This window comes from Hornefia butyriciproducens, assembly GCF_009695915.1.
Classification (GTDB): Bacteria; Bacillota; Clostridia; order Peptostreptococcales; family Anaerovoracaceae; genus Aminicella; species Aminicella butyriciproducens.
In genome coordinates, this window is record NZ_VUMZ01000011.1 from 52,975 (window position 1) to 67,201 (window position 14,227).

Consider the following 14,227-nt stretch of genomic DNA (forward strand, 5'->3'; position numbering starts at 1 on the left):
CTCAGTTCATGCATTTTCTTTGTCACCGGATTTTTTCCGGCATACTTTCCAGATAATCCAACGATACCAGCCGGTATTCCACTCCGTTCATCGTTCCCTGCAGTCCGCGTCCGAAATTCACTTTCCCGTGCAGGTGTCCGTAAACACAGGTATTCACCCCGTACCGCGATAGCATCTCCGTAAAATCCGAAGGCTGCAGCTTATCATTGGTGGGAGGATAGTGAAGCGCCGCGACAATGTCCCGCGCACCCATAGACCGCGCCTCCTCCAGGGAGAATTCCAGACGGATCAGTTCCCGGTCGTAGATTTTCCGATCATGTTCGTCGAAGCCTTCCGTTCCGGGGCAGATCCAGCCCCGCGTCCCGCAGATGACGGTCTCCGTTCCGGGAACAGCATAACAGTGATTCTGAAGAAACAGAATGTCGTCGAACATCTGATTCATCTTGTTGATGGATGTCCACCACAGATCGTGATTTCCCTTTGTAATCACCTTTCGTCCCGGAAGCTCGTGAATCCAGCGAAAATCCGCCAACGCTTCATCCAGACGCAGCCCCCACGAAACGTCTCCCGGAATCAGCACCGTGTCGCCGTCGCGAACCTTACTGCGCCAGTTCTCTTTGACACGTGCGGAATGATCCGCCCAAAGATCACCGAAGATGTCCATTGGTTTCTGAATCCGTTCATCGAAAGACAGATGCAGATCCCCGATCGCATATATGCTCATTAATTTTATTCTCCGTTCTGCTCGTTCGCGGCTCCTTCACGATTCTGCCCGCAATCCTGAGCCTGCTCGTCATCCGATGCCGTGTCTCCGTCTGTCTCGCGCTCCGAATCAGGATCCTGCCGCACCGGTTCCCCGTGAAGAACGCGATCGGCTGTTTCCAGAGCGTTCAACGACTCTACCGATTTCATCATCGCCGCGTTGACTCCAGTCACGGACAGCCTGAAGTCTTCCATGGAGACGTGATTTTTCCGGTACTGCCGGCGGTCCATCAGGTCATAGTGGGACATATTCCGCTCGCAGAGCAGGATGAAATCGCGCAGACTCGCGACGAGTGCCCGGGCGACAGTCCGCTCCTCCTGCGCCAGAGCGGGGATATCGATTTTCTCCGCAACCGGCAGCAGTTCCTGCGCCGCAGACTTCATCTGCCGAAAGTTCTCAATATGGCCGCTGAAATCCGTCTTATGAAACACCGGAAGCTTCTTTCCGGCATTCGCAGCCGCCACAGTCACTTCTTTATATTTCGGAAGGATCTCCTCAAAGTATTTGCGAATCAGTCCTTCCAGCTGTCCTCTGTTCTCCATAATCGTTCTTAAACCTCCGCAAGTGCCTGCGCCAAATCGTCGATGATATCGTCTGCGTTCTCAATTCCTACGGAGAGCCGGATCAGATCCGGTCCTACTCCGCCTGCGGTCAGTTCCTCGTCAGTCAGCTGCTTGTGTGTGGAGTTCGCCGGATGCAGAATGCAGGTGTGCGCGTCCGCCACATGCGTCGCAATGATCGCCACGTTCAGATGCTTCATGAATTCCTCCGCGGCGGCACGTCCTCCGCGTAGACCAAAGGAAATGACTCCGCATGTTCCCTCCGGCATATACTTTTTCGCCCGGTCATAATATTTGTTTCCCGGAAGTCCCGGGTAATTGACCCAGGCCACCTTCTCGTTTTTCTCCAGGAATTCCGCGACCTTCTGCGCATTTTCCACGTGACGTTTCATACGCACGTCCAGCGACTCCAATCCCAGGTTCAGGAAAAACGCGTTCATCGGCGCCTGAATGGCTCCCAGATCCCGCATCAGCTGTGCGGTGCATTTTGTGATAAACGCGCCCTCTTTTCCGAATTTCTCTGCATAGGTGATTCCGTGATAGGATTCATCCGGAGTGCAGAGACCCGGGAATTTTTCTTTGTGGGCCATCCAGTCGAAATTACCGCTGTCCACTATACATCCGCCTACGGAGGTGTCGTGGCCGTCCATGTACTTCGTCGTGGAGTGGGTCACGATGTCGGCGCCCCATTCAAAGGGTCTGCAGTTGATGGGTGTGGCGAAGGTGTTGTCTATGATCAGAGGAACGCCGTGAGCGTGGGCCGCATCAGCGAACTTCTCAATGTCGAGTACGATCAGCGCCGGATTGGCGATGGTTTCGCCGAACACCGCCTTTGTATTCGGCCGAAAAGCAGCCTCCAGCTCCTCCGCGGAGCAGTCGGGGTCGACAAAGGTGAAATCCACGCCCATTCTACGCATAGTCACGTTGAAGAGGTTGAATGTTCCCCCGTAGATTGTGGATGAGGAGATCACATGATCCCCCTCGCCCGCGATATTGAAAACTGCGAAAAAGGACGCCGCCTGTCCGGAGGACGTCAGCATTGCCGCAGTTCCTCCTTCAAGCGCCGCGATCTTGGCGGCCACCATATCGTTCGTCGGGTTCTGAAGACGCGTATAAAAATAGCCCTCCGCCTCCAGGTCGAACAGTTTTCCCATCGCCTCGCTGCTGTCATATCTGAAGGTTGTGCTCTGGATAATCGGAATCATGCGCGGATCACCATTCCCCGGCGTATATCCCGCCTGAATGCATTTTGTTTCTTTTCTCATCGATGCGTAGCCTCCCTATCGTAAATTCTTGTACACCTAAATATTCTATACCATTCGGGGGCTGATTGCAAATATAACACGAGCGGTGTATAATACCGCTTATGAATAAAAAAAGACTCATTCCTGAAATTCTGATTTTTATCGCTGTGGTCTGCGCCGTATGGATTTTCACGACCAACGATGCGTTCCTGTACAAAACGGGCGTCGCAAAGATCACGAAGGTCCGCAGCGAATACACCGGCTCCCGGACCGGAACGGACGGCTCCCGCAGTTTCCGCGAAAGATATTACCGTCAGACGATTACGGCAGTCATGAAGAACGGCTCCCACAAAGGCAAGACTGTGACGCTGACCGCGTCCTTCGCCGAATCAGGAGTCTACGACACCGAATACAGCACCGGCGACTTTATCTTTGTCGAAGCACTGAAACCTTCCGAAAACGGATTGACGGGTACCGTGACCGGAACGAAGAGGGACGCCCTCGTCATTACGATTCTTACAATTTTATTCGGATTGTTTCTGCTCGTTGGCGGCAGGCGGGGCGCGCTGACTGTCTTGAGTCTGGTGCTGAATATGGCGGCGTTCTATGTTGTGCTGATGCTGTATACAAAAGGAATCAATATGCTGGTCACCACAATTCCGATGACCGTTTTCTTCACTGCCATGCTGCTGTTCTTCATGTACGGAAAAAGTGAACGAACCGGAATTTCCTTTGTCGCCACCCTGGTCACCGTCGCAGTTACAACCCTCATCGCAGCCGCGGTAATCCACTTCGGCGGGCGAGTGGATTACGACTTCATGGACTACCTGAACCAACCCTATGAACAGCGAGACGCGAATCTCATCTTCCTGTCCGAGATTCTTGTAGGCTGCCTGGGCGCGGTCATGGATGTAGTCGTCACGATGGTAATGACTGTGGATCAGATTGCGGAAACAGGGCAGGCTCCTGACCGCGGAGACTTCATCGCCTCCTGCAGAGCTGTCGGGGACGATCTGATCGGCACGATGATCGGCCTGATGTTTTTCACCAACATCGCCGCCAGCCTTCCCTTTTTCCTGCTCTCACTGCGCAACGGGATCGGCCTGCAGACCGTCATCCGTTACAACATCTTCTTTGAGCTGGCCCGCTTCCTGACCGGCTCCATCGGCGTCGTACTGGCGATTCCGGTGTCTGCGTCTATCGCCGTATATTATTACAGAAGGAGGACGACTCGATGATACTCGGAATACTCACCGCAATTCTCATCATTCTGATTCTGCTGATCAGCGGTGACAAGGGTTCCCACTCCATTGTAACCACGGTTCTGAACGCTGGGCTTCTGCTCGCGGCAATTTTTCTGATCAACCGCGGCGCTTCACCGGTCCCGGTCACCATCGGCTGCTGCGTACTGATCACAGGGATTACTCTGTATTATCAGAACGAGGGCGGCGTCAAATCGCGCGCTTCCTTTCTGTCCGTTCTGACTGTGATTTTAATCATGATTCCGCTGGTTTACTGGTTCGCACTGCACGCAAACGCCTCCGGCATCCCCGGAGAGCAGTATGAAATCACCGATTCCAACGGCTATACCCGGAACATCGGAATCAGTATGCTGTCCCTGCAGATCTCCATCATGTTCATTGCGCTGATCGGCACGGTAATCGATACCGCGGTCGCCATTACCGCCGCAATCTATGAAATCCGGGCAAACAATAAGGACCTTCCTCTGCGGGCTCTGATCGAATCCTCGTTCACAGTCAGCAAAGCGGTCCTCAGTACGTCCATCCATACAATTTTCTACATCTATATTGCGGAATACATGACGCTATTCATCCAATACCTCACGGATTATTCCTTCGCAACGGTACTGAACAGTCTGTCTCTCTCCCGTGAGCTGATCACCATCTCCATCAGCGGCATCGGCTGCTGTCTGGTGGTCCCTGTCGCAACTGTTCTGGGCGCCATTATGGTCACTCGCGACCGGCGCAGTGATTCAGCAGAAGCTTGATTCCCTCTACATATCCATCGAAACCTTTTCCGGTTATGGTTCCGATGCAGGCATCGCGCACAAAGGATACCCGACGGAAATCCTCGCGCTGATCCACATCGGAGAGATGTACCTCCACCGCAGGCAGTCCGACCGCCTTCAGCGCATCCAGAATCGCGATGCTGGTATGCGTATAGGCAGCAGGATTGATGACGATGCCGTCCGCATGTTCATATGCATTCTGGATCATGTCCACCAAATCCCCCTCATGATTGGACTGGAAATATTCCACCGTAACATCCAGAGCCTGCGCCGCTCCATCGATGTAATGAAGAAGATCCTGGTAGGTCTTTTTCCCGTAAATATCCGGCTCCCGAATCCCCAACATGTTAAGATTCGGCCCGTTGATAACAAATACTTTCATTATCTCATCTCCTGATTATTGTCAATGTAGTAGTCGCTCCAGCTTTCATAAGCATCCTTGCGTTCATCGTACAAAATCTCAACCGGAGTTGTCAGGAGAATCGGTCTTCCGTCGGTTTCCAGTTTGTCCAGATCCCGCTTGATCCAGATTACACTGCCGTTCTGCCGGATAATATTGTAGTTTGCCTTGTTCTTGACGATTCCGCCGCCCGTGGCAATCACCAGCCCGCGACGCATACACGCCTTACGAAGCATCTCCGTTTCCACACGACGGAAATAGGGCTCGCCCTTCTTCTCGAAAATTTCAGGAATGCTCATTCCTTCGCTTTCCGCCACCATGTCATCTATATCCACAAATTCCCGGCCCATGCGTTCCGCCATTTTACGCCCCAGCATAGTCTTTCCCGAGCCGGGCATCCCGATCAGGATTTTGTTCAGCATTGCATCCCTCACCTCGTCTACTGCGACGGGGATTTCTTCCGGATCGATTTCCGTTCCCTGAAACAGCTCACTGGCCTCCCATGCCTGCGCCACCAGCATTTCAAGACCGCTGGTGCAGGGGATTCCCCTTTCCATGGCGTCCAGAATCAGCTTGGTTCGGTTCGGATTGTAAATTAAGTCCACTACGCCGCGGCAGTCGGTGAACAGGTCCAGATCCACCAGAGACACCAAGTTGTTCGGATACATTCCCACCGGAGTCGTATTGATGATAATCTGCGCGTCGAAATTTCTGTCCATGTTCTCGTAATTGTTCTCACCGGTTCTGGAAACAGTGACAATCTCCCTCGCTCCCAGATCCTCCAGCACGGTCCTTACTGTATGTGAAGATCCACCGGATCCGAGGATCACGCACTTCTGCCCTCCCGGATCAATTCGGTTTGTTTCCAGCATATAACGGAATCCAAAATAGTCCGTATTATAACCGGTCAGCCTGCCGCTGTCATCCCGGACAATGGTATTGACACTTCCGATCCTCCGGCTGTCGTTGCTGATCTCATCACAAAACTCCATCACCTTCTGTTTGTACGGAATCGTCACATTGAACCCGTCGTAGAGTCCGGATCGAAGAAGTGTTTCCAGATCATCCGGCTCCACCTCGCAGAGCTCATACTCATAGTCTCCGAATTTGCTGTGAATCAGCGGTGAATAGCTGTGTCCCAGTCTGCCGCCGATCAGTGCGAACTTATACATATATCTACTCCATGTCTTTTCGGCATTAGCGGTTCAGGAGACGCCGCTGGTAATCGCGACTCATCTCCAGAATCTTATTATACAGCATTTTGCAGTATTGCGCCATATCTTCATCGGCAAGTTCACCTATCTGACGCATTTTTTCTCTTTCACGGTCTCTGTCCAGAACAGGCGCACCCGTCTCCTGCTTGCAGCGTGAGATATCTCCCGCCACGCGCATACGCTGCTGAAAGAGTTCTACAATCTGTCGGTCGATCGCGTCGATTTCTTCTCTGTATTCGGTCAGTCCCATACCCTTCCTCACTGTCAGATTTCACTGTAACTTCCAAGATAACGCAGTTCCTGCGAGAGTTCCTCCGTCTGATTCATCAGACGGATAAATTTTTCGGAATATGCCTCAGCTTCAATATCGAAATAGAACCGGTACACAAAATCCCGCGTCGGAATCGGGCGACTCTCAAGCTTGAACAAATTGATGTCCAGCGCGTAAAAACGAGCAAGAACATTGTACAGCGAGCCCGGCTTGTGGGAAACCGTCAGCATCAGCGAGGTCTTATTGGCGCCCGGATAAATTTCCAGGTTCTTGCTGATACAGATGAAACGCGTGTAATTGTTCCCGCTGTCCTGCACAGATTCCTCCAGACAATCAAGGTCGTAAAGTTCGCCGCACTCATAGGAGGCCAGAGCTGCGGCGTCTCTGCGTTCCGACCGGGAGACCAGTTCCGCCGCCTCTGCCGTATTCGCGCACACGGTCACCTTCACGTCACGGAAGTTCTTGAGATAGTCCTCGCACTGGAGAATCGCCTGCTCGTGAGAGAAGATTTCGCGTATTTCATCCCGCCGTACCCCCTTTTTGGCCAGGAGGCAGTGATTAATCTTCAGCCGGACGCTTCTGACGATATAGAAGTTATATTTTGTCATCAGATCGTAGATCGTGTTGACCGAACCCGCGGTGCTGTTTTCCAGGGGGAGTACGCCGTACTGGCACAGACCCTGATCGATAGCGGCGAAAACGCCGTTAAAATTTTTCGTATAGAGAATCTTCGGAGTAGAAAACAGTTTGTCACAAGCCTGCTGCTGATAAGCGCCCTGTACTCCCTGACACGCTACCAGCGCCCGCTCCGGAAACACCCTTGGCGTGGTTTCACATGCCTTCTTGATTTTCTTCACAAGGGGAGTATCTTCCAGCACCACCTTGCGCTGATGATCCTTTGTCAGCTCATTCAGCGTATTATACATCAGCTTTGTATAAACGGCCATATCCTCCGGCGCACGGGCGGTGATATCCTCCAGTTTCCGCCGCTCTGCCACGGGATCGTGAACGGGAAGTCCCTTCTCCTTCTTCAGACGGGCCTCCTCCTCCGAAAGCATGAGACGCTCCTTCAGCATCCGCATGATTTCATCATCGACCTGACTGATCTTTTTTTCATAGTCCGAAATTTCATTCATTATTCCTGTCCTCCATTCTGTATTCCCTCTCCGGCCTGATTTCACCAGCCATCAGATCGTAAATCGCCATCGCGGCGGCCGCTTCCACGCAGGGAACCGCTCTGGGTACGATGCAGGGATCGTGACGGCCCTGCACTGTCATTTTCACGTTCTCTCCCGTGTCATATCGGATGCTGTCCTGTTCTTTCCCTATGGACGGTGTCGGCTTGACGGCGACGCGGAACACGATGGGCATTCCGCTGGAGATACCGCCGAGAATCCCACCGTGATTATTGGTTCTGGTCTTTATGGTTCCGCCGTCAAAGTAAAATGCGTCATTGTTTTCACTGCCCCGGAGTCTGGCAGCCTCGAATCCCCTGCCGAACTCGATTCCCTTTACGGCCGGGATTCCGAATACGGCGAGAGAAATGCGGTTTTCCAGACCGTCGTATATGGGATCGCCGATTCCGGGAGGCATCCCGTTCACAACGCATTCGATAATTCCTCCTACGGAATCCTTCTCAGCCATGGCTTTCTCAATCTCACCGCGGGGATCTTTCGTGTTTCCGCCGATTTCCAGTATCCTCGCACGGACTGTAATTCCCTCCGCTTCAAGGGCCTGAAGAAAAATTCCGCCCGCGACGCACAGCGGAGCCGTCAGACGTCCGCTGAAATGACCGCCGCCTCTGCAGTCTTCATTTCCGCCGTACCGCACTCTCGCGGCGTAATCCGCATGCCCCGGGCGGGGAATGTTTTCCATCTGCGAATAATCTCGCGACCGGATATCGCGGTTTCGGATAATGGCGGTAATGGGAGTGCCGCAGGTCACGCCGCCCCGTATTCCGCAGAGAAACTCCGGACGGTCCTCCTCCCTTCGCGCTGTCGTAAACCGGCTCCGCCCCGGCGCCCGCCGGTCGAGAAAATGCTGAAGCCGCTCCATATCGACGGAAACTCCCGCCGGCATCCCGTCGATGCTGACGCCGATGGCCGCGCCATGAGATTCCCCGAAAATCGAAACTCTGATGTTTTTTCCAAATTCTGATGCCATATTCTACTTCAGATTCCCCGCCAGTCCGGCCCGTTCCAGCTCCTGAAAAAAACCGGGCCAGGATTTGCTGACGGCCTCCTTTCCTCTGATGATTACTTTGTGCTCACATACCAGCGACGCCATGGCCTCCATCATCACGATGCGATGATCCCCCCAGGACTTCACATAGCCTCCGATCAGACTCGCTCCACCGGAACCGCGAATCACAAGCTTGTCCTTTTTTTCTCTTACCCGCGCCCCCAGCGCGTTCATCGACTCTGCGACAGATGTCAGACGATCGCTTTCCTTCAGTCTGAGGCGCCCGGCATTGTTGATGTCCGTTCTTCCGGACGCCACCGATGCCGCAAGCGCGATGACCGGAGCCAGATCCGGAACGCCCGAGACGTCCACCTCCGTTCCCGTGAGACGGGAGGGAAATGCGGTGATTTCACTGCCATCCCAGCGAAGCTCCGCTCCGAAGTCCCGCAGAATATCCACAATCCTGCGGTCCCCCTGCAGCGAGTCCTTTCGCAGCCCCCGCACCGTCACCGGTTCTTTTCCGATCACTCCTGCGCAGAGCCAGAATGCGGCGTTCGACCAGTCACCCTCGACCACATACTGCCGGGGGCCCTGATACATCTGCCCTCCCGGAATTTCGTAACAGCATCCATCGCCAGTGATCTTCTTGACCCAGCCGATTCCGAACTTCATCAGAACCTCTGTGGTGATATCCACATATGCTGAGGATTCCAGCGGCCCTTCAATCACAACAGTGCTGTTTCCCTTCAGCAGGGGCAGAGCCGTCAGGAGACCACTGATAAACTGAGAGGACACATTTCCGGGAATGACATATTCGCCGGATGTCAGCTGCCCCTCGATGGTCACCGGAGACGTTCCGGGAGGACTGAGCCTGCACCCGTGCCGTTCCAGTTCTTCCCGCAGTGGAGACAAAGGCCGGTCAGCCAGTCTTCCCTTTGTCATAAACACGCCTCGCCTCCCCAGCGCACCCATGACCGGAAGCAGAAACCGAAGGGTGGATCCGCTCTCTCCGCATTCCATCACGGATTCCCCCTCCCGCAACGCACGCACGCACTCCCGTGTGGCTTCAATATCTTCTGATGTAAAGCGGCAGATCACCTGGCTGGGATGATCCGATAGCGCCGAACACAGATAAGCCCTGTGTGCAAATGATTTTGAAGGAATGATGTCTATAATTATACTCAATTTCGTTCTCCGTTGATCTGTGCGGGACCGCACTTCTCCAGCACCGCGCTCTTGCATTTTTTGCCCTCTGCCAGCAGCTGCTCCAGGCGTCCGCGGTCGCCGTCCGCAATCGCGTCACGGTACCGGGTCAGTTCCCCGATCAGGCTGTCGATTTCCTTTGTCAGATAATCTCTGTTTTCCAGGAAGAGCTCGGACCACATCTTCTCGTCCAGGTATGCCACACGGGTGAAGTCCTGATAGCTCCCGGCAGAGATCATCTGGCTGTCTGCAAGTGCAGTGTCGCTTTTTATGAATCCGTTTGACACGAGATGCGGCATCTGAGAGGTAAATGCGATGACCCGGTCATGCTCCTCCGCTGTGGTAATTCCAATGCGGCCGAAGCCTGCCAGCATCAGCATCCCCTTCACTTCCATCAGCAGTTCCATGTCGTCTGCATGCTCCGGAACCAGAATAAAGGGTGCATCCCGAAAGAGATCATCCGAGCTGTGCTTGATACCGCCCCGTTCCTTTCCCGCCATGGGATGACCTCCCATATAGGTCAGTCCGTGCTCCGCGGCGATGGGGAAGCAGTGACTGCAGACGTACCGCTTGGTCCCGCAGCAGTCGATGACAATAGTCTGTCCGGAAATTTTCTCCGCATTCTCCTTAAACCATTTTACCGCCTGTACCGGTGTGACTGCAATCAGAATCAGGTCACATTCCCGGATATTTCCGTCGGTAAGTTCTGCGTCGATCGCCTCCGCCATCAGTGCATACTGAGTTGTGAGAGGATCAATATCCTGTCCGTATACAGTGACGCCGGCGCTGCGGTATGCTTTTCCGAGTGAGCCTCCGATCAGACCCAGACCTACGACTCCGACCTTCATGCTACCACCTCCCGGATCCTGCGAACCTTTTTCATCGTCTCTTCAAACTGCAGCGGTGTCAGGGACTGCGCTCCATCGCACAAAGCCATGGGCGGATTGTTATGCACTTCAATCATCAGGCCGTCTGCCCCGCCCGCGGTAGCCGCCATAGCCATCGGCTCCACCAGATCCGAGTGCCCCGTCGCATGACTGGGATCTACCACCACCGGAAGATGCGTCAGATTATGCAGGACCGGAATCACGGAAAGATCCAGAGTGTTTCGGGTGTAGGTCTCGAATGTCCGGATTCCGCGTTCACAAAGAATCACGTTCTCATTCCCTCCGCTCATGATATATTCCGCACTCATCAGAAGTTCCTTGATGGTATTCGCCAGTCCCCTCTTCAGCAGAATCGGTTTATCTGTGCGCCCCAGCTCCTTCAGGAGCTCAAAGTTCTGCATATTCCGCGCTCCCACCTGGATCACGTCCACATCCTCGAACAGATCGAGGTGGTCCTGATTCATGATTTCCGTCACGATGGGAAGCCCCGTCTCCCTCTTCGCCTCCAGAAGGAGCTTCAGCCCTTCCGCCTTCAGTCCCTGAAAGTCATACGGCGAGGTTCTCGGCTTGAACGCGCCGCCCCTGAGCATCGTGGCTCCGGACGCTTTGACCGCCTTTGCGACTTCGATAATCTGCTCCTCCGTCTCTACCGAACACGGGCCCGCAATCACCGCGAAGCTTCCGCCGCCGATCTTTCTTCCTCCGACGTCGATGACCGAGTCCTCCGGATGAAACTTCCGGTTCGCCTTCTTGAACGGCTCTGAGATCAGCGCCACATGCTCGACGATATCGAGGAGTTCCAGCATCTCCACATCAATTCCGCTGGTATCGCCGATCAGACCCAGCACGGTCTGGTTGTCGTTCTCATACTCGTGTACACGAAGTCCCTGATCTTCAAACCATTTAATCAGCATCCGTTTCTGTTCTTCTGTAGTACCTGCCTTTAAAACTGTAACCATTTGATTTCTCCTCCAGTTCTCATAGAAAAACCCCCGCAGCGTTTGCTGAGAGGGTCTGGTTAGCGAATCAGTCTTGTCTGATCAGTCACTGTTACTTTTCCATACAGCAAAACGCTCTTCCTCTGTTTCCAAAGAAAAAGTAATAATAAAAGTATTCTGCTGCAAAACCAAATCTGTTCATCACTGATCTCCGTCTGTTGTATCGTTTTCTGTATTGTTCCCGGTTCCGGTCCTCCGGCGTCCGCGTCCCGCGGCGCTGCCCCGTCACCGTCCTGATTTATCCCTACTTTAGCACATGCGATTATAAAAATCAAGTATTTCCCCAAATAAATTATATTTTTTTGTTGTTTCTTCACAAAACCCTTTCGCATTGTTTTCTTGTATGCATCAGTACCTTTGTGATATAATAAGCAGATAAAGGATGGAAAAACAATGACATATGAAAATGCTGTCCGGATCCCGCAGCTGTCTCCCGTCTACAGGACGGTCGAGCACCGGGATTTCCGCGAGCTGCTTCAATACGCAGCAGATACATACGGGGATGACTGCGCGTTCATCCTGAAAGAAAAACGTGCGACGAAAACCAGTCCCGCCGAATACCGGAGAATCAGTTTCCGGGAGCTGAAACGGGACGTGGACGCCTTTGGAACCGGACTTCTGAAATCTGGACTGGCCGGCAAGCGCTTCGCTATTATCGGCAAAAACCGCTACGAATGGATAGTCAGTTACTATGCGGTTCTCTGCGGACTGGGAATCTGCGTTCCTCTGGACAAGGGACTGCCCTGCGAGGAGCTGGTCTCCTCTCTGGAAAGAAGCCGGTGCGACGTCCTGATCTTTGACCGGGACCACAGTTCTCTGGTCCGTCAGGCAGCAGAAACCGGCGAACTTTCCGTAGAGACGTACATCTGCATGGATGAATCAGACAGTTCTGAGCCGTTTCGCTGGATCCTGGACAAAGGCTATCTGGCGCTGGAAAACGGGGATACGGAATATTCCCGGCTTCCCGTCGATCCGCAGGCGATGAGCATTATTCTGTTCACCTCCGGAACTACAAATCTGTCCAAGGCGGTGATGCTGAGTCAGACCAACATCCTCAGCAATATCTACTCGATGCTTCAGGTTGAAGACATCCGCCGCGGCGATATCAACATGGCGTTTCTGCCCTACCACCACACCTTCGGTTCCACCGGACAGACCCTGATGATCGCGGCCGGCGCCACCACCACATTCTGTGACGGACTGAAATATATACAGAAAAATCTCGCGGAATATCACGTTTCCGTGTTCGTCTGCGTTCCGCTTCTCATTGAAGCGATGTACAAAAGGATAATAAACGGTATACATAAACAGGGAAAGGATAAGGTTTTCCGCAGGGGACTGAGGATCTCCGGTATTCTGCGGCGGCTTCACATCGACCGGCGCCGCCGGATCTTTTCCGATATCATTGAGCAGCTGGGAGGCAGTCTGCGGTTTATCATCAGCGGCGCATCGCCGCTGGATCCTGCCGCGGCCAGAGGATTTGACGCTGTCGGAATCAACGTGGTGCAGGGATACGGTATGACGGAGGCTTCCCCGGTACTCGCCGCGGAAAATCCCGGCAACCGCAGACCCGGCTCCATCGGCAAGGCCATGCCCGGCGTGGATCTCCGCATTATCGACACAGATGCGGAGGGCGTCGGCGAGCTGGTCGCCAGAGGTCCAAACATCATGACGGGTTATTATCATAATCCGGAGGAAACTGCCGCCACACTCACTGATGGATGGCTTCACACCGGCGATCTCGCCTCAGTGGACAGGGACGGCTTCCTCTATATCCGAGGCCGCAAAAAAAACGTCATCGTTCTGAAAAACGGCAAAAACGTGTATCCGGAAGAGATTGAGCTCCGGATCAGCGATTTCCCCTATGTCCGGGAAAACATGGTGTACGGCGAACCGCGCCACAGAGACGGCAACGATAAGGATCTTGCTCTGTGTGCGAAAATCGTATATGACAAAGCCTATTTCCGCGATCATTTCGGTACCTGGGATCCCGACAAGATCCAGACGCTGATCCGCCGGGATATCGATAAGATGAACGATGAGCTCCCGAATTACAAGCACATTCTCCGTCTGACAGTGACTGATCAGGAGATGGCGAAAACGACCACCGGAAAGGTTAAACGGTATGTTGAAGTTAAACCCAGTTCTATGATATAATACGCTCATCGCAATCTATAAGCGGTAATTTTTTACCTAAATTGATTTATGGAGAACCCGATGACCAAAATTCTGATGCGGGGCAACTGCTCCCCGCTTTCCAACGTTAAATATATTTTTAAATTCCATTTGTGTAAGACTAACTTCCACATTGCTGAATTTACTCCTGCACAACTATATAATGAATATATGGTCACCTGTCTGCGCAATGAGGAGGTTTTTATGAGTAAAGATATCAAAAGTGACCACAAGCATCTGACACTGTCAGACCGTATCTACATCGAACAGGCTCTGATTCGCGGAGACAATTTCAGGATGAT

General features: G+C 53.2%; 14 protein-coding genes. 3 read left to right on the plus strand and 11 right to left on the minus strand.

Annotated elements, in window-relative coordinates; genetic code table 11:
- Positions 1–22: 22 nt before the first annotated feature.
- Genes FYJ64_RS10260 through FYJ64_RS10270 form a run of 3 tightly spaced genes read right to left on the minus strand, consistent with a single transcriptional unit; the run spans position 23 to position 2,588 of the window.
- Positions 23–724, minus strand: a complete 702-nt coding sequence (locus tag FYJ64_RS10260) for a metallophosphoesterase (protein WP_154575040.1) — start codon at positions 722–724, stop codon at positions 23–25.
- A 5-nt stretch (positions 725–729) separates the two neighbouring features.
- Positions 730–1,305, minus strand: coding sequence for a hypothetical protein (locus tag FYJ64_RS10265; RefSeq protein ID WP_154575041.1), 576 nt, complete (start codon positions 1,303–1,305; stop codon positions 730–732).
- An 8-nt stretch (positions 1,306–1,313) separates the two neighbouring features.
- Complete coding sequence (locus FYJ64_RS10270) at positions 1,314–2,588, minus strand: O-acetylhomoserine aminocarboxypropyltransferase/cysteine synthase family protein (protein ID WP_154575042.1); 1,275 nt, start codon at positions 2,586–2,588, stop codon at positions 1,314–1,316.
- 101 nt (positions 2,589–2,689) lie between these two features.
- On the opposite strand from FYJ64_RS10270, the gene FYJ64_RS10275 reads away from it, so the two are divergent.
- Both FYJ64_RS10275 and FYJ64_RS10280 read left to right on the plus strand, forming a co-directional pair.
- Positions 2,690–3,805, plus strand: coding sequence for a YibE/F family protein (locus tag FYJ64_RS10275; RefSeq protein ID WP_154575043.1), 1,116 nt, complete (start codon positions 2,690–2,692; stop codon positions 3,803–3,805).
- Entirely contained in the window at positions 3,802–4,575 is a 774-nt protein-coding gene (locus FYJ64_RS10280; protein WP_154575044.1) for a YibE/F family protein, read from the plus strand. Before FYJ64_RS10275 ends, FYJ64_RS10280 begins: the two co-directional genes overlap by 4 nt.
- Here the strand turns inward: FYJ64_RS10280 and aroQ are convergent.
- Genes aroQ through aroF form a run of 8 tightly spaced genes read right to left on the minus strand, consistent with a single transcriptional unit; the run spans position 4,538 to position 11,711 of the window.
- Entirely contained in the window at positions 4,538–4,978 is a 441-nt protein-coding gene (gene aroQ / locus FYJ64_RS10285) for a type II 3-dehydroquinate dehydratase (RefSeq protein WP_154575045.1), read from the minus strand. The genes FYJ64_RS10280 and aroQ overlap by 38 nt on opposite strands.
- Positions 4,978–6,168, minus strand: coding sequence for a shikimate kinase (locus tag FYJ64_RS10290; protein WP_154575046.1), 1,191 nt, complete (start codon positions 6,166–6,168; stop codon positions 4,978–4,980). Before FYJ64_RS10290 ends, aroQ begins: the two co-directional genes overlap by 1 nt.
- A 25-nt stretch (positions 6,169–6,193) precedes the next feature.
- Entirely contained in the window at positions 6,194–6,460 is a 267-nt protein-coding gene (locus FYJ64_RS10295) for a chorismate mutase (protein ID WP_154575047.1), read from the minus strand.
- Positions 6,461–6,474: 14 nt separating this feature from the next.
- On the minus strand, positions 6,475–7,617 hold the full coding sequence (locus FYJ64_RS10300; RefSeq protein WP_154575048.1) for a bifunctional chorismate mutase/prephenate dehydratase: 1,143 nt from the start codon (positions 7,615–7,617) through the stop codon (positions 6,475–6,477).
- Complete coding sequence (locus FYJ64_RS10305) at positions 7,610–8,644, minus strand: chorismate synthase (RefSeq protein WP_154575049.1); 1,035 nt, start codon at positions 8,642–8,644, stop codon at positions 7,610–7,612. Before FYJ64_RS10305 ends, FYJ64_RS10300 begins: the two co-directional genes overlap by 8 nt.
- 3 nt (positions 8,645–8,647) lie before the next feature.
- Positions 8,648–9,904, minus strand: a complete 1,257-nt coding sequence (gene aroA / locus FYJ64_RS10310) for a 3-phosphoshikimate 1-carboxyvinyltransferase (protein ID WP_154575050.1) — start codon at positions 9,902–9,904, stop codon at positions 8,648–8,650.
- Entirely contained in the window at positions 9,844–10,713 is an 870-nt protein-coding gene (locus FYJ64_RS10315) for a prephenate dehydrogenase (RefSeq protein ID WP_154575051.1), read from the minus strand. The genes aroA and FYJ64_RS10315 overlap by 61 nt, the downstream gene beginning before the upstream one ends.
- Positions 10,710–11,711 (minus strand): 3-deoxy-7-phosphoheptulonate synthase, encoded by a 1,002-nt coding sequence (gene aroF / locus FYJ64_RS10320; RefSeq protein ID WP_154575052.1) that lies wholly within the window; start codon positions 11,709–11,711, stop codon positions 10,710–10,712. Before aroF ends, FYJ64_RS10315 begins: the two co-directional genes overlap by 4 nt.
- A gap of 432 nt (positions 11,712–12,143) precedes the next feature.
- On the opposite strand from aroF, the gene FYJ64_RS10325 reads away from it, so the two are divergent.
- Entirely contained in the window at positions 12,144–13,907 is a 1,764-nt protein-coding gene (locus FYJ64_RS10325; protein ID WP_154575053.1) for an AMP-dependent synthetase/ligase, read from the plus strand.
- The last annotated feature ends 320 nt before the right edge of the window (positions 13,908–14,227 follow it).

Excerpts from the sequence above, each read along its gene's own strand:
- FYJ64_RS10260 (WP_154575040.1), bottom strand. The coding sequence starts at position 724 with ATGAGCATATATGCGATCGGGGATCTGCATCTGTCTTTCGATGAACGG.
- FYJ64_RS10265 (WP_154575041.1), bottom strand. The coding sequence starts at position 1,305 with ATGGAGAACAGAGGACAGCTGGAAGGACTGATTCGCAAATACTTTGAG.
- FYJ64_RS10270 (WP_154575042.1), bottom strand. The coding sequence starts at position 2,588 with ATGAGAAAAGAAACAAAATGCATTCAGGCGGGATATACGCCGGGGAAT.
- FYJ64_RS10275 (WP_154575043.1), top strand. The coding sequence starts at position 2,690 with ATGAATAAAAAAAGACTCATTCCTGAAATTCTGATTTTTATCGCTGTG.
- FYJ64_RS10280 (WP_154575044.1), top strand. The coding sequence starts at position 3,802 with ATGATACTCGGAATACTCACCGCAATTCTCATCATTCTGATTCTGCTG.
- aroQ (WP_154575045.1), bottom strand. The coding sequence starts at position 4,978 with ATGAAAGTATTTGTTATCAACGGGCCGAATCTTAACATGTTGGGGATT.
- FYJ64_RS10290 (WP_154575046.1), bottom strand. The coding sequence starts at position 6,168 with ATGTATAAGTTCGCACTGATCGGCGGCAGACTGGGACACAGCTATTCA.
- FYJ64_RS10295 (WP_154575047.1), bottom strand. The coding sequence starts at position 6,460 with ATGGGACTGACCGAATACAGAGAAGAAATCGACGCGATCGACCGACAG.
- FYJ64_RS10300 (WP_154575048.1), bottom strand. The coding sequence starts at position 7,617 with ATGAATGAAATTTCGGACTATGAAAAAAAGATCAGTCAGGTCGATGAT.
- FYJ64_RS10305 (WP_154575049.1), bottom strand. The coding sequence starts at position 8,644 with ATGGCATCAGAATTTGGAAAAAACATCAGAGTTTCGATTTTCGGGGAA.
- aroA (WP_154575050.1), bottom strand. The coding sequence starts at position 9,904 with ATGCAAGAGCGCGGTGCTGGAGAAGTGCGGTCCCGCACAGATCAACGG.
- FYJ64_RS10315 (WP_154575051.1), bottom strand. The coding sequence starts at position 10,713 with ATGAAGGTCGGAGTCGTAGGTCTGGGTCTGATCGGAGGCTCACTCGGA.
- aroF (WP_154575052.1), bottom strand. The coding sequence starts at position 11,711 with ATGGTTACAGTTTTAAAGGCAGGTACTACAGAAGAACAGAAACGGATG.
- FYJ64_RS10325 (WP_154575053.1), top strand. The coding sequence starts at position 12,144 with ATGACATATGAAAATGCTGTCCGGATCCCGCAGCTGTCTCCCGTCTAC.